The sequence below is a fragment of the Burkholderia sp. MSMB1826 genome (genome assembly GCF_001526325.1).
In the GTDB taxonomy this organism is placed as follows: Bacteria; Pseudomonadota; Gammaproteobacteria; order Burkholderiales; family Burkholderiaceae; genus Burkholderia.
Genome location: NZ_LOYN01000029.1, coordinates 339,057 through 357,443 on the forward strand (window position 1 = coordinate 339,057; position 18,387 = coordinate 357,443).

Sequence of the window (18,387 nt, forward strand, 5' to 3'; positions counted from 1 at the left end):
GCCGCACCTAGCCGGCCGCACCTGAAGGAACCATCATGAAATCGTTGATTCGCCCGCTCGTCGTACTGTTCGTCATCCTGACCGCCGTGACGGGGCTCGCTTACCCGGCCGCGATGACCGTGTTCGGTCAGGCCGTGTTCCCGTCGCAGGCCAACGGCAGCCTGATCGAACAGGACGGCAAGGTCGTCGGCTCCGCGCTGATCGGCCAGCCGTTCGACGCGCCGAAGTATTTCTGGGGCCGGCTGTCGGCCACCGCGCCGATGCCGTACAACGCGGCCGGCTCCGGCGGCTCGAACCTCGGCCCGCTGAACCCGTCGCTCGCCGACCAGGTGAAGGCGCGCCTCGCCGCGCTGCGCGACGCCGGCACCGACCTGTCGAAGCCGGTGCCGGTCGATCTCGTGACGGCGTCGGCGAGCGGCCTCGATCCGGAGATCACGCCGGCCGCCGCCGCGTACCAGGTCGAGCGCGTCGCGAAGGTCCGCAACATGGCGCCGGACGCGGTCGCGCAACTCGTTGCCGCGAACACGACGGGCCGCCAGTTCGGCGTGCTCGGCGAGCCGCGCGTGAACGTGCTGAAGCTGAACCTGGCGCTCGACGCGGCGCAGGCTGCGCACTGACCGATCGCGCGTACCGACCGGCATCCGGCGCGCCCGAACCGCGCCGGATGCGCTTTTCCCGACGGCGCGCGCGCCGTCTTTGCCTTTTGCGGCGATTTGGAACCACAATGCTCATACCCGCGCGCATCCGGGCGCTCCGCCTTCCTCACGCATGAACCGTCCCGATCCAGACCAACTTCTCGACAAGCTGCAGCGAGACGAAGAAAAGCAGCGGCGCGGCCAGCTCAAGATCTTCTTCGGCGCGTCCGCCGGCGTCGGCAAGACCTACGCGATGCTGCAGGCCGCGCGGCAGCGCCGCCAGGAAGGCGTCGACGTCGTCGTCGGCATCGTCGAGACCCACGGCCGCGGCGAGACCGCCGCGCTGCTCGACGGCCTCGACGTGCTGCCGCCCGCGCGCCTCGACTATCGCGGCCGCACGCTCGCCGAATTCGATCTGGACGGCGCGCTCGCGCGTGCGCCGCAACTGATCCTCGTCGACGAGCTCGCGCATTCGAACGTGCAGGGCGCACGGCACCTGAAGCGCTGGCAGGACGTCTACGAGCTGCTCGACGCGGGCATCGACGTGTATACGACCGTCAACGTCCAGCACCTCGAGAGCCTGAACGACGTGGTCGGCGCGATCACCGGCATCCGCGTGTGGGAGACCGTGCCCGATCGCGTGTTCGACGCGGCCGACGAAGTCACGCTCGTCGACCTGCCGGCCGAGGAGTTGCTCGAGCGCATGCGCGACGGCAAGGTCTATCTCGCGCAGCAGGCCGAGCGCGCGGTGCGCAACTTCTTCCGCAAGGGCAACCTGATCGCGCTGCGCGAGCTGGCGCTGCGGCGCACGGCCGATCGCGTCGACGCGCAGATGCGCGAATACCGCGCCGACCGGTCGATCCAGCGCATCTGGCAGGCGCGCGAGCGGCTGCTCGTGTGCGTCGGCCCGGGCGCCGAAGCGCCGACGCTCGTGCGCGCGGCGGCGCGCCTGGCCGCGAGCCTGAAGGCCGACTGGATCGCCGTGTACGTCGAGACGCCGCGCCTGCAGCGGCTGCCCGACGCGCGGCGGCAGCGCACGCTCGACGCGCTGAAGCTCGCGGCCGAGCTCGGCGCGGAGACGGCCACGCTCGCCGGCGCCGACGCGGTCGCCGCGCTGATCGGCTATGCGAAGGTGCGCAACGTATCGAAGCTGGTCGCGGGCGGCTCGCCGAAGGTCGGGCTCGCGCGCCGCTTCGCGCGGCCGTTCGGCGAGCAACTGGCGGAACGCGCGGGCGACGTCGACCTGATGCTGATTCGCGCGTCCGCGAGCGACGAGGCGCGCGCCGCGCCGCTCGACGCGCGGGCGCGCGACTGGCGCGATGCGTTCGCGCAGTTCGGCACGCATCGTTCGCCGCCGCGCCATTACGCGTATGCGGCCGCGATCTGTGCGGCGATCACCGTCGTCGCGAGCGTCGTATCCGGGCGGCTGGACCTCACGAATCTCGTGATGCTGTACCTGCTCGGCGTGGTGTTTTCGGCCGTGCGGCTCGGGCGCGGCCCGGGCGTGCTGCAGTCGTTCCTGTCGGTGGCCGCGTTCGATTTCTTCTTCGTGCCGCCGCGCATGTCGTTCTCGGTCAGCGACACGCAATACCTGCTGACCTTCTTCGGGATGCTGCTGACGTCGCTCGTGATCAGCCACCTGACGTCGACGCTCACGCGCCAGGCGAGCGTCGCGCAGCGCCGCGAGCGCCGCACCGGCGCGATCTACGCGATGGCGCGCGAGCTGGGCGCGGCGCTGACGACCGAGCAGATCGTCGAGATCGGCAGCCGCCACGTGGGCGAGGTGTTCCGCGCCCGCGTCGCGTTCCTGCTGCCCGACAGCGCGGACCAGGTACGGCAGAAGATCGAGGAGCCCGATGCGGCCGTCACGCTGACGGGCGCGGCGCTCGACCGCGACGTCGGCCAGTGGGTGTACGACCAGCAGAAGCCGGCCGGGCGCGGCACCGATACGCTGCCGGCGACGGCCGCGCTGTACCTGCCGCTGAAAGCGCCGATGCGCACGCGCGGCGTGCTCGCGGTCGCATCGCGCGAGCCGCGCGAACTCGAGGTGCCCGAGCAGCAGCGGATGCTCGACGCATTCGCCGCGCAAATCGCGCTCGCGCTCGAGCGCGTGCATTACGTCGAGATCGCGCGCGACGCGCTCGTCAACATGGAGTCCGAGCGGTTGCGCAACTCGCTGCTGTCGGCGATCTCGCACGACCTGCGCACGCCGCTCACGACGATCGTCGGCTTCTCGTCGATGCTCGCGAACGGGCGCGCGGCTGCCGACGCGGGCGACGCCGCGGCCGCCGCGCGGCTCGCGCAGCGCGAGGGCGAACTCGTCGACGCGATTCACGACGAGGCGCTGCGCATGACCGGCATCGTCACGAACCTGCTCGACATGGCGCGGCTGCAGGGCGGCAGCCTGCAGCTCAAGCGCCAGTGGTCGCTGCTCGAGGAAACCGTCGGCGCCGCGCTCGCCGCCTGCCGGCGGGTGCTCGCGCGTCATCCCGTGCGCGTCGCGCTGCCGGCCGACCTGCCGTTGCTGCAGATGGACGCGGTGCTGATGGAGCGGCTGTTCACCAACCTGTTCGAGAACGCGGCGAAGTACACGCCGCCCGATACGTCGCTCGACATCGGCGCTGAGCGCGTGACCGACGACGGGACCCCGTTCGTGCGCGTGCACGTCGACGATCACGGCCCCGGCTTGCCGGCCGGCATGGAGACGCGGATCTTCGACAAGTTCACGCGCGGCGAGAAGGAGTCGGCGACGCCCGGCATCGGGCTCGGGCTCGCGATCTGCCGCGCGATCGTCGAGGCGCACGGCGGTAAAATCGGCGCGCTCAACCGCACCGCGCCCGACGGCCGCGTGACGGGCGCGCGCTTCTGGTTCACGCTGCCGGTCGACACGCCGCCGGCCGCGCCGGCCGTGCCCGACGACGAAACCGACCTGCCGGGCGCATCGCCCCCATCCGAGCCATTGCCAGACCATGAGTGAACCCAGCCTGACCGTCGTCCTGATCGAGGACGAAAAGCAGATCCGCCGCTTCGTGCGCGCCGCGCTCGAAGAGGAGGACATCGCGGTGTTCGAGGCCGAGACGGGCAAGCAGGGGCTGATCGACGCGGCGACGCGCAAGCCCGACCTCGTGATCGTCGACCTCGGCCTGCCCGACACCGACGGCCTCGACGTGATCCGCGAGCTGCGCGGCTGGTCCGAGGTGCCGGTGATCGTGCTGTCCGCCCGCACGCAGGAGGAGGAGAAGGTCGCGGCGCTCGACGCGGGCGCCGACGACTACCTGACCAAGCCGTTCGGCGTGTCCGAACTGCGCGCGCGGATGCGCGCGCAACTGCGCCGGCGCAACCAGGGCGGCGCGAACGAGTCGCCGAAGGTGACCTTCGGCGCCGTGACCGTCGATCTCGCGCTGCGCCAGGTGTGGCGCGACGACGCGATCGTGCACCTGACGCCGCTCGAGTACCGGCTGCTCGCGACGCTCGTGCGTCACGCGGGGCGCGTGCTCACGCACCGCCAGCTGCTGCGCGACGTGTGGGGGCCGTCGCATGTCGAGAGCCATCATTACCTGCGCATCTACATGGCGCACCTGCGCCAGAAGCTCGAGGCCGATCCCGCGCAGCCCGAGCACATCGTCACCGAGACGGGCGTCGGCTATCGGCTCGTCGGCGCGGTGTGACGGGCGGTGCGCGGCGGGGCATGCGGCCGGGAGCCGCGCACCGGCACGGTTGTGCCGGCGCGACAGTTTCGCGACCGCGGCCGCCCTTGCACACCGGCTGCGCAATCCCCGCTATCCTGACCGTTCCCCGAACGAAAACGAGGAGCGTGCAATGTCCGTCCGTCTGGTCGTCAGCTGTGCGCTGGCGCTGGCTGCGCCCGGCGCGTTCGCCCAGCCGCTGCCGCCCGGGCAGCAGCCGCCCGCGCAGGTGGCGCTGGCCAATCCCGCGTCGGTCAACTGCGAGAAGCTCGGCGGTCGCCACGTGATCCGCAGCCTGCCACGCGGGCAGGTCGGCATGTGCGTGTTCAAGGATGGCCGCGTGTGCGAGGAGTGGGCGCTGTACCGCGACGACCGCTGCGTCGGCGGCGTCGCGCCCAAGCGCGTGGCGAACTGACCGCGTCCGGCCGGTCGCGCCCCGCATCGGCCGCCGCGGCGGCCCACAGCCGGCAGGTCCGTAAGCCTCTTGTTATACTCGGCGCCGCCCGGGGACGACCCCGGGTCATTCGCTTCAACGGGGACGGCCCCATCCGATATGGAGTACGTCGAGATGGCGTGGGTATGGTTGTTGATCGCCGGTTTGCTGGAAGTGGCCTGGGCGGCCGGCTTGAAATCGTCGGACGGCTTCACGAAGCTCGGTCCGTCGCTGTTTACGATCGTGACGGCACTGGCCAGCTTCGGGCTGCTCGCGGTCGCGATGCGCCAGTTGCCGCTCGGCACCGCATACGCGGTGTGGACGGGCATCGGCGCGGTCGGCGCGTTCGTGTTCGGGATCGTGATGATGGGCGAGGCGCTGACCGTCGCGCGCGTCGCGAGTGCGGCGCTGATCGTCGCGGGGTTGGTCGGCCTGAAACTGTCGTCGGCCGCCTGACGACGGCCTGCCGGGCGCCGCGCCGCCGCGGAATTGCGCCGGTCGGTCGCCCGGCCTGTCTATAATGGAACGCATTCGGGCCTGAATACCGCCGTGCTGCTCGCGGCACGCGGTGCCGGTCGCCACGCGCCGCGCGGCCGGTCTGTCCGACCCGATCCGATCAATCGGCAAAACGCACGGAAAGTGCAAGGAGAGGGCCATGATCGAAGCCATTTCGCTCGGCGCGGGACTCGCGTGGGCGAGCGGCCTGCGCCTGTACCTGACGGTGCTGATCGCCGGCGTGCTGGCGCGGTTCGGCTGGCTCCACCTGCCCGACACGCTGGCCGTGCTGACGTCGCCGTGGGTCATCGGCGCCGCGGCCGTGCTCGCCGTGACCGAATTCCTTGCCGACAAGATCCCCGCATTCGACTCGCTGTGGGATGCCGTGCACACCTTCATCCGCATTCCGGCCGGCGCCGTGCTCGCGGCCGGCGCGCTCGGCCATGCCGATCCGACCATGCTGGCGGTCGCGGGGCTCGCCGGCGGCTCGCTTGCCGGCGCCGCGCACGTGGCGAAGGCCGGCACGCGCGCGCTGATCAACCTGTCTCCCGAACCGATTTCGAACTGGGTCGCGTCATCGACCGAGGACGGTCTCGTGGTCGGCGGGCTGGTCCTCGCGTTCTTCGTTCCGCTCGCATTTCTCGTGCTGCTCGCCGCGTTCGTCGCGGCGTCGGCATGGGCGCTGCCGCGCCTGTGGCGCGGCGTGTCGGGCGGTTTTCGCGGGATGGCGAACCACATGGTGTCGCGGCTCAACTCGATCGGAGGAAAACGCGATTGAAGGGGCCGCAACACGCGGTGCAGCCGCCGGCCGGGCAACCCGGCCATGACGGGCGCGCGCATGCGGGCCGCTTCGGCCTGCGCGACCTGATCCACCAGGCCGCCCGGATGACCGCGCGCGACTGGCGCGCGGGTGAGTTGACGCTGCTGGTCCTCGCGCTGGTGCTCGCGGTCGCGGCGCTGACGAGCGTCGGCTTTCTCGCCGATCGGCTGCGCCAGGGGCTCGAGCGCGACGCGCGCCAGATGCTCGGCGCCGATTTCGTCGTGCGCGCCGATCGCCCCGTCGATCCATCGTTCGACCGGCAGGCTCGCGCGCTCGGTCTGCGTACCGCGACGACGGCCATCTTCCCGAGCATGATCGCGTCCGCCGCGGGCGGGCAGGCCGCCGACGCGGCGCCGTCGCGCCTCGCGGCCGTGAAGGCCGTGTCGCCCGGCTATCCGCTGCGCGGCGCGGTCGAGATCCTGCCGGCCGGCGCGACCGTCGCGCAAAAGGCGACCGCGATTCCCGCGCCCGGCACCGTGTGGGCCGACCCGGCGCTGCTCGATGCGCTGCACCTCAAGGCGGGCGATACGGTGCGCGTCGGGCTGCGCACGTTTACGGTCGCCGCCGCGATTGCCCGCGAACTCGATCGCGGCTTTTCGTTCGTCAATTTTTCCCCGCGGCTGATGATGCGCGCGGACGAGCTCGCCGCGACCGGGCTCACGGGCTACGGCAGCCGCGTCACGTACCGGCTGCTGGTCGCGGGCGACGCACCGGCCGTCGCGCGCTTCGAAGCGTATGCACACGCGCGCGTCGACGGCGGGAAGCTGCGCGGCGTCGGGCTCGAGTCGTTGCAGGAAGGGCAGCCGCAGGTGCGGCAGACACTGGATCGCGCGCGCCATTTCCTGACGCTCGTCGCCTTGCTGACCGCGCTGCTCGCGGCGGTCGCGATTGCGATGGCCGCGCAGCGCTACATGCGGCGCCATCTCGACGGCTGTGCGACGATGCGCTGCCTCGGCGTGAGCCGCCGCACGCTCGGCGCGCTGTTCGCGCTCGAATTCGCCGGCGTCGGCATCGTGTCGGGCGCCGCGGGCGCGGTGCTCGGCTACGGCGGCCACTGGGCGTTGCTGGCCGCGCTCGGCAGCCTGATCGACGTCGTGCTGCCGCCGCCGACGCTGTGGCCGGCGCTGATCGGCATGGGCGCGGCGCTCGTGCTGCTGCTCGGTTTCGCGCTGCCGCCGCTCGTGCCGCTCACGCGCGTGCCGCCGGTGCGCGTGTTGCGGCGCGAGTGGGGCGACGCGTCGCGCACCGCGTGGGCCGCGTATGCGATCGGTGTCGTGCTGTTCGCGGGGCTGCTGATCGCGGCCGCCGGCAACCTGAAGCTCGGTCTCATCGTCGCGGGCGGCTTTGCCGGCGCGCTGGTCGGGTTCGCGCTGATCGTCCGGCTCGTGCTGTTCGCCGCCGCGCGCGCGGTGCGCGATGCGCGCGTGGCCGCGGGCGTCGGCTGGCGCTACGCGCTGGCGTCGCTGCATCGGCGCGGCACGGCCAGCGCGCTGCAGATCACTGCGCTCGCGCTCGGCCTGATGTGCCTGCTGCTGATCGCGATCACGCGCAACGACCTCGTGGCGGGCTGGCGGCAGTCGACGCCGCCCGACGCGCCGAACCAGTTCCTGATCGACATCCAGCCCGACCAGCGCGCCGATGTCGCCGCCTATCTGGCTGCGCACGGCGTGCGCGACGCCGTACCGGCGCCGATGGTGCGCGGCCGCCTCGTCGCGATCAACGGCAAGCCGGTGAATCCGGACGCGTACCCGTCCGAAGAGGCGCGCCGGCTCGTCGATCGCGAATTCAACCTGTCGTACACGACCGAACTGCCGTCGGACAACCGGATCGTCGAAGGCGACTGGTTCGGTACCGCGGCCACGCCGCAGATCTCGATCGAAGCCGGCCTGGCGAAGACGCTGAACGTGAAGCCGGGCGACACGCTGCGCTTCGACGTGACGGGGCTGACGGTCGACGCGCCCGTCACGAGCGTGCGCAAGCTCGATTGGGGCTCGTTCCGCGTCAACTTCTTCGTGCTGATGCCGCCGCCGGTGCTGAAGGATTTTCCGGCCGTCTATCTGACGAGCTTCCATCTGCCGGCATCGGACGCCGCGCTGCTCGATCCGTTGATCGCGCGCTACCCGAACCTGACCGCGATCGACGTCGCGCCGATCCTCGCGCAGTTGCAGCGGATGATGCTGCAGGTGGTCGGGGCGGTGCAGTTCCTGTTTGCGTTCACGCTCGCGGCCGGCGTGCTCGTGCTGTACACGGCGCTCGCCGGCTCGCGCGACGAGCGCGTGCGCGAGGCCGCGCTGCTGCGCGCGCTCGGTGCGTCGCGCGCGCAGGTCAATGCGGTGCAGCGCGCGGAATTCATCGTGGTCGGCGCGCTGGCCGGCGCGCTGGCGTCGGCGGGCGCGATCGCGGTCGGCTGGGTGCTCGCGTCGCGCGTGTTCGATTTCCGGCTCGCCGTCGATCCGTGGCTCGTGCCGGCCGGCATCGCGGCCGGCGTCGTCTGCGCCGGTGCGGCCGGCTGGCTGAGCCTGCATAATGTGTTGCGGCGCCCCGCGCTGCAGTCGCTGCGCGACGCCTGAGCGTCGCCCGTAGCCCGAAGATCCCGTTTTCCGACTATCCGTATGACCGATGTGAATGACGATGCGCCGTCGCAGCCGACGGCGTTCGAGCTCGTGGGCGGCGAAGCCCGCGTGCGCGACATGGTGGACCGCTTCTACGACCTGATGGACCTCGAACCCGAGTTCGCGCAGATTCGCGCGCTGCATCCGCCTTCGCTCGACGGGTCGCGCGACAAGCTGTTCTGGTTCCTGTGCGGCTGGCTCGGCGGCCCCGACCACTACATCAGCCGGTTCGGCCATCCGCGGCTGCGCGCGCGGCACCTGCCGTTCCCGATCGCGTCGGTCGAGCGCGACCAGTGGCTGCGCTGCATGGCGTGGGCGATGGAAGACGTCGGGTTGCCGGAGCCGCTGCGCGAGCGGCTCATGCATTCGTTCTACGATACGGCCGACTGGATGCGCAACCGGCCCGGTTGATCCACCGGTACGCCGCCGCCCGCGCGCGGGACGATCTGCGTCTGGGCGCACGTGCAGCGCGGCGCGACACTGGCCGTTTCCCCCATCGACACGAGGCTCCCCCGATGACGACACAAGCGCTGTTTCGCGAAGACGCGTACCTCACGCAATGCGAGGCGACCGTCCAGGCCGTCGGCGACGATGGCATCCGGCTCGATCGCACGGTGTTCTATCCGCTCGGCGGCGGCCAGGCCGGCGACGCCGGCACGCTGACGCTGCCCGACGGCAGCACGATCGCGATTGCCGATACGCGCAAGGCGAAGTTCGACGGCGCGACGCCCGACGACGCGGTGCACGTGCCCGCGCCGGGCCAGGAGGCGCGCGTCGCGACGCTTGCGCCCGGCACGCGCGTGGTCGCCGCGATCGACTGGGTGCGCCGCTACCGACACATGCGCCTGCACACGGCCGCGCACCTGATGTGCGCGGTGCTGCCGTACGCGGTCGACGGCTGCAGCGTGACGGCCGACTACGTGCGCCTCGATTTCGCGACGTCCGACGCGATCGACCGCGACGACGTCGAGCGGCGCCTCGCGGGCCTCGTCGTCGGCGCGCATCCGGTCACGACCGAATGGATCACCGACGACGAGATGGCCGAGCGGCCCGAGCTCGTGCGCACGATGAGCGTGAAGCCGCCGATGGGCCTCGGCCGCGTGCGGCTGCTGCGCATCGAAAACGTCGACCTGCAGCCGTGCGGCGGCACGCATGTGCGCAACACGTCCGAAATCGGCGGGCTGCGGGTCGCGAAACTGGAAAAGAAGAGCGCGCGCACACGGCGCCTCGTACTGGAGTTTGCATGACGATCGATACCGGGACAGCGGGCGCGGCGGCGCTCGATCCGCAGGCACGGGAGATTCTCGATTTCTGGTTCGGCGAGCCGGGCTCGGCCGAATTCGGGCAGGAACGCAAGATCTGGTTCAACGGCGGCGCGGCGTTCGACGACGTGCTGCGCACGCGTTACGGCGCGCTGCTCGACGCCGCGTGCGACGGCGCCTGCGATCACTGGGCCGGTTCGCCGGAGGGGGCGCTGGCGTTGATCGTCGTGCTCGACCAGTTCTCGCGCAACATCCATCGCGGCACGCCGCGCGCGTTTGCCGCCGATCCGAAGGCGCTCGCGCTCGCCCGTCGCGTCGTCGCGGCCGGTTGGGACGCGCAGTTGCCGAGCGGACATCATCGTGCGTTCGCGTATCTGCCGTTCGAGCACGACGAATCGGTCGAGAGCCAGCGCGAGGCCGTGCGCCTGTGCGCGGGCATCCGCGACGAGGCCGGGTGCGAGAGCTATCACCGCTTCGCGTTGCTGCATGCGGCGGTCGTCGAGCGCTTCGGCCGCTTTCCGCACCGGAACGCGATTCTCGGTCGCGTGTCGACCGATGAGGAAACGGCGTTTCTGCGGGAGCCCGGCTCGTCGTTCTGACGATCGGGCCTGGGTGCGACGAGGAAACGGGCGGCGAGCCCGCGCACGCTGGCGGGTTCGTGGCGGCCGGCGTCGCGCAAAGCGCGCGGCCGGTGCCGAAGAGGACAGTCAAGGCGGGCGGGACGGCGCATCGCGCCGCCCCGTGTCACTGCAGGTGCTGTTCGGGCGTGCGTACGTAGACGCGCAGCAGTTCCGCGTTGTCGCCCGGGCGGGCGCCGGTCCAGAACAGCTTCCATTCGTTGCCCGGCGCCGGATCGACGGCCCGTACGCCCTGCACGATCATCCACGTGCAGCGCGTCGTCTTCGCGTCGTCGATCGGCGTGTGCTGGATGCCGGAGAAGTAGTACAGCATTGGCGCTTCCGATTCGCCGAGCCCGTGCAGGCTCGCCATGCAGTCGCCGTCGTTCCATTCGAGCGCGAGATGCGCGTTCAGGTCGTCGAACACCGAGCGATAGCTTTTCGCGACGTCGAGCCACGGCAGCAGCAGCGTATAGATCAGCCCCCACGCGACGAGCGCGCCGGCGCCCCACGACAGCGCGCCGCGCCACAGGCCCGTCGTGCGCAGCGACGGCAGCAGCGTCAGCCAGCCGACCGTCAGCGCGAGCGCGCCGGTCACGAGCGCGGGCTGGATCGGCATCGTCCAGTCGAGCGGCAGCCAGCGGCCGAGCAGCGCGAGATCGGCATGCGACGCGGCCGGATCGGCCATCACCGCCCAGATCGCCCATGCGAGCACGACGACCGTGCCGAACAGGATGCGGCTCAGGTAATCCCACGCGAGATGCAGCCGGCGCGGCAGGCGGTCGATCGCCTGGGCGGCGACCAGCGCGAGCGGCGCGAAGAACGGCAGGATGTAGAGCTGGCGCGACGTCGCGGACACCTGCAGCACCGCGAGCCCGATGCCGGCGAACAGCACGGGCAGCGCGATGCGCGGCGCGCGCCAGTCGCGCCATGCGCCGCGGGCGAGCGCGACGATCGCGAGCGGCGCGACCGGGAAGCCGACGAGCAGGAACGCGCGCAGGATGAAGAACGGCTTGTCGTTTTCGGCGCCCAGTTCGGGAACGGAGAAGCCGAAGAAGCGGCCGACGTTGTTGTCCCAGAACCACGTCATGAACAGCGTTTCCGAGCGCAGGAACAGGGCGGTCGGCCAGATCAGCGCGAACGGCGCGAACACGAGCGCGGCAATGCCGAGCGCGCGTGCGAACGAGCGGGTGCGGCAGGCCGGATAGAGCGCCAGCGTGCAGACGAGCGTAGCCGCGAACACGAGCGGCACGAACAGCCCCTTCGCCATCAATGCGACGCCGACGCCCGCGCCGAAGATCGGCGCGGCCCAGCGGCTCGCCGGATGCGCCGGCAGCCCGTGCCGCATCTGCTGCGCACGCGCGACGTGCTGCATCACGAGTTCGAGCAGCCCGCAGAACCCCATTGCCGTGCCGGCAAACAGCGCGACGTCCGTCATCATGTCGTGCACGTGCTTGATGACGACGAGCGTGCCCGCGCTCAGTACGACCGGGCCGAGCACGCGCAGGTCGAACCAGTCGTCCGCCCGACTGGCCACGCGGGCCGCGCGCGCGATGAAGCCGAACGCGAGCGCGGCGAACAGCGCGCTCGCCAGGCGCGCCGCGTCGTGCAGCGGCATCACGCGCTGCAGCAGCCACGCGAGGCTGGTCGCGACCCACGCGTAAAGCGGCGGTTTTTCCATGAACGGCAGGCCGGCATTGGTCGGCACGACGAAGTCGCCGGTCTCGAGCATGTGCTGGATGATGCCGAACGTGTAGGTTTCGTCCTGTTTCCACGGATCGTGCCCGAGCACGCCGGGCAGCGTGTACGCACACACCAGTGCGGCGACGAACAGCCATGCGCGCCAGCCGAACAGCAGCGAGCGCTCGCGTGGGGGGCTGGTGACGGCGATCGAGGCGGCGACGGGCGTGCCGGCGACGTCCAGCGTCGCGATGACGTCGGTATCGGCGGTCGAGCGGGTGTGCGCGGCCGGGGCGGGCACGGGCGTGCGTCGCCGGCTGGGCGCTGCGGTTCCAGGCATGGAAAAGATCTCGGGTCGAGCGAGCCGGTCCGGCGACATGGGCAGGACCGATAAGGGGCTATATCCGGGTAACGGACAGCGTGTTCAAGACACCTGTCTGAATGTCCGCTAGTAGAACACGAAATTGTTACGGACGTTTACTGAAACTGTCACGGAATTGTGGAGATTTGTGGCGCCGTGACCACGGCGCGGTTTCGACCGCCGTATTGTTGCGCCGCGCGTCAGCTTAGCGGCCGCCGCCGACGTCGAGCAGGGCGCCCGTCGTGTAGGACGCCGTATCGCCGAGCAGCCAGACGATCGCCTCGGCGATCTCCTGCGCTTCGCCCGCGCGGCCGAGCGGTGTCTGCGCGCCGAGACGGGCCGCACGGTCCGGCTGGCCGCCGCTTGCATGAATGTCGGTCTCGATCAGGCCGGGGCGCACCGCGTTCACGCGCACGCCGTGCGGGCCGAGTTCCTTTGCCAGGCCGATCGTCAGCGAATCGACCGCGCCTTTCGAGCCCGCGTAGTCGACGTACTCGTTCGGCGAGCCGAGCCGCGACGCGATCGACGACACGTTGACGATCGCGCCGCCGCGGCCGCCGCGGTCGGTGGACAGCCGGCGCGCGGCTTCGCGCGCACACAGGTAGGCGCCGAGCACGTTGGTGTCGAACATCCGCCGCAGCCGGTCGACCGGCATGTCGGCGAGCGGCATCGACGGCGCGACGATGCCGGCATTGTTGACCAGCGCGTCGAGCCGCCCGAATTCGGCGGCAACGGTGTCGAACATCGCGACGACGTCCGCCTCGTTCGCGACATCGCCCGCGACGATGCACGCGCGGCCGCCCGCGTCGCGCACCGCCTGTGCGGTCCGTTCGGCCGCCGCCGCGTCGCGCGCGTAGTTGATGCCCACGTCCCAGCCGCGCTCGGCCGCGAGCACGGCGGTCGCGCGGCCGATGCCGCGGCTCGCGCCGGTGATGAGGACGGCCTTGCGGTAGGATGGTGCGGTCATCGCGTGCGGGCTCCGGTGAGGGTTACTTCGCTGCGTCGGGCGCCCACTTGTCGCGGGCGGGCGGCTGGTAGCGGCGCAGCCGCTCGATCAGCGCGGCGGGTTCCGATTCGACGCACAGCGCGTCGAAATAGGCCGGCCGCATGAAGCCTTCGTCGACCGTATGGCGCAACAGCGCGATCAGCGGATCGTAGAACGCATCGATGTTGTAGAGCGCGACGGGCTTGCGGTGATAGCCGAGCTGCGCCCACGTGTAGACCTCGAAGAGCTCCTCGAGCGTGCCGGCGCCGCCGGGCATCGCGACGAACGCGTCGGAGAGGTCGGCCATCATCTTCTTGCGATGGTGCATGTCGGGCACCACGTGCAGTTCCGACAGCCCCGTATGGCCGACTTCCTTGTCGACGAGCAGCTCGGGGATCACGCCGACCGCACGGCCGCCTGCCGCCATCACTTCGTCGGCGATCACACCCATCAGGCCGACGCGGCCGCCGCCGTACACGAGCGTGAGGCCCGCGTCGACCAGCGCGCGGCCGAACGCGCGCGCGGCATCGGCATAGACGGGCCGCACGCCGGACGACGAGCCGCAGTAAACGCAGACTGCCTTCATTGCTTGGCGTCCTTGGCGGCGGCTTGACCGGTGGCGACGGGCCCGCCGGCCGGGCGCGGCGAACCGTCGCGCGGCGGCAGGTAGTCGGAGAACTGGCGCTTGGGCAGCTTGCCGGAGACCAGATCGTCGAACAGCTGGCGCGAGCGGCCGCGCAGGTACGGGGCCATGATCGAGATCACGTGCATGCTCACCTGGTGCAGCTCTTCGCGGATCGCGTCCTGGTCGTTGTATTTGCGCGGATGCATCACGTACTGATACGACAGCCAGTATGTCGAGATCACCGCCATGTTGGTCGCGATGACTTCGATCTCGGCGGGCGTCGCGACCATTTCGGCGTCGGAGACGAGCAGCTCGCACATGTCGTGCGCGAAGCGCACCTTGTGGCTGATGATCTGCTTGAAGTGCGTCTCGAGCGTGCGGTTGCGTGCGAGCAGGTCGTTGAGGTCGCGATACAGGAACCGGTAGGTCCACATGAAATCGGCCATGTACTGCAGGTACGACCAGGTTTCGTCGATCGTCGGACGATGATCCTCGGGGAAGCGCAGCCGCCGTTCGATCTGCTGCTCGAACTGCGCGAAGATGCTGTTGATGATGTCGTCCTTGTTGCGGAAATGGTAGTACAGGTTGCCTGGACTGATTTCCATTTCCTCGGCGATCGTCGTGGTGGTGACGTTCGGCTCGCCGATCTCGTTGAAGAGTTTCAACGACAACTCGAGAATCCGTTCGCGGGTGCGGCGGGGAGGTTTCGCTTCCATGTCGTCCGGCCCTGTGTATGCCGGACTGGCGGGCGCTGCAATCGATGCTGCGTGATTCGTCCGGCGCGGGTTGCTGTTCTATGTCTAGCGGACGATTATAAACCGGGGTTTCGCCACATCGGGGCATTTCGTGATCGCGGCCCCGCGCGGCGCATGGTGCAGCGCCGCACGCGGGGGCGGGGCAGGCGCCCTAGAAGCCGAGCCAGCGTGCGACGACCGGGCCGAGCACGAAGCCCCAGGTCGTCACGCACGCGAACAGCGCGACCGTCACGGCCGCGCTGCCGAGGTCCTTCGCGCGCTTCGAGAGTTCGTGGCGCTCGAGCGAGATGCGGTCGATCGCGGCTTCGACGCTCGAGTTCAGCAGCTCGACGATCAGCACCAGCAGCACCGAGGCGATCAGCAGCGCGCGCGACGCGGCCGGCACCGGCGCGAACGCGCCGATCGGCAGCATCAGCGCGGCGAGCGTGAGCTCCTGGCGAAACGCGCTTTCCTCGCGGATCGCGACGCGAAAGCCGTTCAGCGAATGCTTGAGCGCGAACCACGCACGCGTGATGCCGCGGTGGCGCTTGTACGGGTTCGGCGGCAGCGGCGTCAGTTGATCGTCCGGGCCGAGCGGCTCGTGCGGATGCGCGTCCGTTTCGGCGTGCGGCTCTTCCTCGTCGAACGGCCGGTGCCGTTGCGGCGTTGCGTTAAAGGGCGGGGTCTTGTCGTTCAGGTCTCGTTTCAAACGGCGGCACCTTCGGCGGGCGAGTACGCGGTCTTCGGCAGTGGCTTCAGATGCGACGCGAACTGCTCGGACGCCGCGCGCCACGAGAAGCGTTCGGCCCACGCGCGCGCGGTCGTGCGTTCGATCTTCAGCGCCTCGAGGCAGGCTTCCTGCAGGTCCTCGTGCATCGCGCCGGCGTCGCCTCCGCTGAGCACGTCGATCGGGCCCGTGACGGGATACGCGGCCACCGGCGTGCCGCAGGCGAGCGCCTCGAGCAGGACGAGGCCGAACGTGTCGGTGCGACTCGGGAACACGAACACGTCGGCCGCAGCATACACCTTCGCGAGCTCGGCCTGCGACAGCACGCCGAGATAGTTCGCCTCCGGGTAGCGCGACTTCAGTTCCGCGAGCGCGGGGCCTTCGCCCGCGACCCATTTCGAGCCGGGCAGATCGAGGCGCAGGAACGCCTCGACGTTCTTCTCGATCGCGACGCGCCCCACGTACAGGAAGATCGGCCGCGCGGTATTGAGCACCTTCGACTCCATCGGATGGAAGATGTCGAGATCGACGCCGCGCGTCCACAGCACCACGTTCGTGAAGCCGTATTTCTCGAGATCCTGCTTGACGACCGGCGTCGGCGCCATCACCGCGAGCGACGGGCCGTGGAACCAGTGCAGGAAGCGGTAGGTCGCGGCGAGCGGAATGCCGAAGCGCGCCTGCACGTATTCCGGAAAGCGCGTGTGGTAGGCGGTCGTGTACGGCAGCTTGCGGGTGCGCGCATAGCGCCGGGCGGCCAACCCGAGCGGGCCTTCGGTCGCGATGTGCAGCGCGTCGGGCGCGAACGCATCGATCCGCGCGCGCAGCTTGCGGTACGGCAGGATCGACAGGCGGATCTCGGGGTAGGTCGGGCACGGTACCGTGCGGAATTCCAGCGGCGTCAGCAGTTCGACGCGGTGGCCGAGCGCCGTGAGTTCGCGCGACGTGCTCTTCAGCGTGCGCACGACGCCGTTGACCTGCGGTTCCCACGCGTCGGTGACGATCATGATCTTCATCGCGGCATCTGTCCTGTAAGTAAGGGGGTGTCAGGCAGTGGCCTTGGCCTTGCGCGACGTGGTCTCCGACGGCGCGGCGCGCATCACCGTCCAGTAGACGATCTTCAGTTCGCCTTCCATCGTTTCGACGAGCGCGGACAGGCTTTCGACCCAGTCGCCGTCGTTGCAGTACAGCACGCCGTCGATGTCGCGGATCTCGGCCTTGTGGATATGGCCGCACACGACGCCGTCGCAGCCGCGGCGGCGCGCCTCGTCGGTCATCACGGTCTCGAACTGCGAGATGAAGTTGACCGCGTTCTTCACCTGGTGCTTCAGGTACTGCGACAGCGACCAGTACTGGAAGCCCAGCCGGCTGCGGATCCGGTTGAACCAGCGGTTCAGCACGAGGATCAGCGTGTAGAGCGTGTCGCCGAGGTACGCGAGCCATTTCGCGTGCTGGATCACGCCGTCGAACAGGTCGCCGTGCACGATCCACAAACGTTTGCCTGCGAGCGTCGTGTGGAATGCCTCGCCGCGCACCTGGATGTCGCCGAACGCGAGATCGCAGAACTGCCGCGCGCCTTCGTCGTGGTTGCCGGGGATGTAGACCACCTGCGTGCCCTTGCGCGCCTTGCGCAGGATCTTCTGCACGACGTCGTTGTGCGCCTGCGGCCAGTACCAGCCTTTCTTCAACTGCCAGCCGTCGATGATGTCGCCGACGAGGTACAGGTATTCCGAATCGTTGTGACGCAGGAAGTCCAGCAGGTAGGGCGCCTGACAGCCGCTCGAGCCGAGGTGGATGTCGGACAGCCAGATGGTGCGGTAGCGATGGGCAGACGGCTCGGGGTCCTCGTGCTGCGTGGTGTGCGCGACGGGCGGCTTGTGCGACACCACGCCGTCGGTTGCCCCCGAGCCGGACAGGAACGCAGTGGCGGCGCGAGCGCCGATGGGGTGACGAAACAGTGAGGTCGCGGACGTTTTCTGGCCCATGCATGACTCGCGCCGGTTGACATTACCGGCATTCCGCCATGCGGGCGTGACTGTGCCGTGACAGTCACGAGACGTTCTTATTACGGCCGTCGAAGGATGTTTAGCAGTGAACGGATGGGCGTTGCGTAACCTGCCGCACCGAACGATCGTCGCTTGTTTGGTAAGGGCGTCCGGCTCGGCGAGCGCGCCGGACGAGCGGCTTTCGTCTGGCGAATGCGGCGCGTCAGCGCGGGATCGCGACGACGCGCGTGCGCGCGATCCGGTCGTGCGGGAACTGGCGGCCGGCGTGCAGTCGGGCCGCGCCGGCCCACACGACGATCCATGCGGCGGCGAGCGCGAGCGTGACGGGTACCGACAGGCCGAGGAGCGGGTGCAGCGCGAGCGGCGGCAGGAACCACAGCCAGCCGAGCACGTAGCGGACGAGCGCGTGGCCGGCGCTCAGCGGCCGGCCGCTCGACGACTCGAGCCGGAGCCGCCAGGTTTTCATCGGCAGCGTCTGGCCGCCGTGCGTCCAGAACCACACGAAATACGCGCCGACGACGAGCGCGATCCATGCGGCAAGCAGGTTGTGATGGACGAGGCCGTTGCGTTGCTGTGTCGCGAGGCTGAACGCGAGCCCGGCGAAGAACACGACGCCGAACAGCAGCACGCCTTCGTAGAGCAGGGCGGCGAGGCGTCGCCGTACGGACGGCGCGACGGCCGGGGTTTCGGGTGCGCCGGTGCTCGCCACGGC

At 70.1% G+C, this 18,387-nt stretch carries 18 protein-coding genes; 10 read left to right on the forward strand and 8 right to left on the reverse strand.

What is annotated here, in order from left to right; all coding sequences use genetic code 11:
• Window positions 1-35 precede the first annotated feature (35 nt).
• The 10 genes from kdpC (at window position 36) to WS95_RS19140 (ending at window position 10,542) form a co-directional block, all read left to right on the forward strand.
• Entirely contained in the window at window positions 36-617 is a 582-nt protein-coding gene (gene kdpC, locus WS95_RS19095; protein ID WP_059781314.1) for a potassium-transporting ATPase subunit KdpC, read from the forward strand.
• Window positions 618-768: 151 nt separating this feature from the next.
• The gene (locus WS95_RS19100) at window positions 769-3,612 is read left to right on the forward strand and encodes a DUF4118 domain-containing protein (RefSeq protein WP_059825056.1); all 2,844 of its coding nucleotides are present in this window, start codon (window positions 769-771) and stop codon (window positions 3,610-3,612) included.
• A complete protein-coding gene (gene kdpE / locus WS95_RS19105) occupies window positions 3,605-4,303 on the forward strand; it encodes a two-component system response regulator KdpE (protein WP_034207996.1) in 699 nt (232 codons plus the stop codon). Before WS95_RS19100 ends, kdpE begins: the two co-directional genes overlap by 8 nt.
• 151 nt (window positions 4,304-4,454) lie before the next feature.
• Window positions 4,455-4,736: a putative hemolysin gene (locus WS95_RS19110; protein WP_059825058.1), complete on the forward strand. Its 282-nt coding sequence runs from the start codon at window positions 4,455-4,457 to the stop codon at window positions 4,734-4,736.
• 153 nt (window positions 4,737-4,889) lie between these two features.
• Window positions 4,890-5,210 (forward strand): quaternary ammonium compound efflux SMR transporter SugE, encoded by a 321-nt coding sequence (gene sugE, locus WS95_RS19115; RefSeq protein WP_034208737.1) that lies wholly within the window; start codon window positions 4,890-4,892, stop codon window positions 5,208-5,210.
• 199 nt (window positions 5,211-5,409) lie between these two features.
• Window positions 5,410-6,027 carry a DUF4126 domain-containing protein gene (locus WS95_RS19120; protein ID WP_034207994.1) on the forward strand — a complete coding sequence of 206 codons (618 nt, stop codon included), beginning with the start codon at window positions 5,410-5,412 and terminating at the stop codon, window positions 6,025-6,027.
• On the forward strand, window positions 6,024-8,639 hold the full coding sequence (locus WS95_RS19125; RefSeq protein ID WP_059825060.1) for an ABC transporter permease: 2,616 nt from the start codon (window positions 6,024-6,026) through the stop codon (window positions 8,637-8,639). The genes WS95_RS19120 and WS95_RS19125 overlap by 4 nt, the downstream gene beginning before the upstream one ends.
• 42 nt (window positions 8,640-8,681) lie before the next feature.
• A complete protein-coding gene (locus WS95_RS19130) occupies window positions 8,682-9,092 on the forward strand; it encodes a group II truncated hemoglobin (RefSeq protein ID WP_034207992.1) in 411 nt (136 codons plus the stop codon).
• A 104-nt stretch (window positions 9,093-9,196) separates the two neighbouring features.
• Window positions 9,197-9,928 carry an alanyl-tRNA editing protein gene (locus WS95_RS19135; RefSeq protein ID WP_034207991.1) on the forward strand — a complete coding sequence of 244 codons (732 nt, stop codon included), beginning with the start codon at window positions 9,197-9,199 and terminating at the stop codon, window positions 9,926-9,928.
• The gene (locus WS95_RS19140; protein WP_059825061.1) at window positions 9,925-10,542 is read left to right on the forward strand and encodes a DUF924 family protein; all 618 of its coding nucleotides are present in this window, start codon (window positions 9,925-9,927) and stop codon (window positions 10,540-10,542) included. Before WS95_RS19135 ends, WS95_RS19140 begins: the two co-directional genes overlap by 4 nt.
• Before the next feature lie 145 nt (window positions 10,543-10,687).
• Here WS95_RS19140 and WS95_RS19145 read toward each other — a convergent pair whose 3' ends face one another.
• The 8 genes from WS95_RS19145 to WS95_RS19180 all read right to left on the reverse strand — a co-directional run bounded on the left by WS95_RS19145 (window position 10,688) and on the right by WS95_RS19180 (window position 18,384).
• On the reverse strand, window positions 10,688-12,580 hold the full coding sequence (locus WS95_RS19145) for an ArnT family glycosyltransferase (RefSeq protein WP_059825063.1): 1,893 nt from the start codon (window positions 12,578-12,580) through the stop codon (window positions 10,688-10,690).
• Between the two features lie 226 nt (window positions 12,581-12,806).
• The gene (locus tag WS95_RS19150) at window positions 12,807-13,568 is read right to left on the reverse strand and encodes an SDR family oxidoreductase (protein ID WP_059825065.1); all 762 of its coding nucleotides are present in this window, start codon (window positions 13,566-13,568) and stop codon (window positions 12,807-12,809) included.
• Window positions 13,569-13,590: 22 nt separating this feature from the next.
• Window positions 13,591-14,172, reverse strand: a complete 582-nt coding sequence (locus tag WS95_RS19155; protein ID WP_059781331.1) for a TIGR00730 family Rossman fold protein — start codon at window positions 14,170-14,172, stop codon at window positions 13,591-13,593.
• Window positions 14,169-14,927 carry a TetR/AcrR family transcriptional regulator gene (locus WS95_RS19160; RefSeq protein WP_034207986.1) on the reverse strand — a complete coding sequence of 253 codons (759 nt, stop codon included), beginning with the start codon at window positions 14,925-14,927 and terminating at the stop codon, window positions 14,169-14,171. Before WS95_RS19160 ends, WS95_RS19155 begins: the two co-directional genes overlap by 4 nt.
• A gap of 190 nt (window positions 14,928-15,117) precedes the next feature.
• Window positions 15,118-15,654, reverse strand: a complete 537-nt coding sequence (locus WS95_RS19165) for a diacylglycerol kinase (protein ID WP_034207985.1) — start codon at window positions 15,652-15,654, stop codon at window positions 15,118-15,120.
• Window positions 15,651-16,685, reverse strand: coding sequence for a glycosyltransferase family 4 protein (locus tag WS95_RS19170; protein WP_034207984.1), 1,035 nt, complete (start codon window positions 16,683-16,685; stop codon window positions 15,651-15,653). Before WS95_RS19170 ends, WS95_RS19165 begins: the two co-directional genes overlap by 4 nt.
• A 30-nt stretch (window positions 16,686-16,715) precedes the next feature.
• The gene (locus tag WS95_RS19175; RefSeq protein ID WP_034207983.1) at window positions 16,716-17,654 is read right to left on the reverse strand and encodes a UDP-2,3-diacylglucosamine diphosphatase; all 939 of its coding nucleotides are present in this window, start codon (window positions 17,652-17,654) and stop codon (window positions 16,716-16,718) included.
• A 223-nt stretch (window positions 17,655-17,877) separates the two neighbouring features.
• Window positions 17,878-18,384, reverse strand: a complete 507-nt coding sequence (locus WS95_RS19180) for an RDD family protein (protein WP_059825067.1) — start codon at window positions 18,382-18,384, stop codon at window positions 17,878-17,880.
• Window positions 18,385-18,387: the final 3 nt, after the last annotated feature.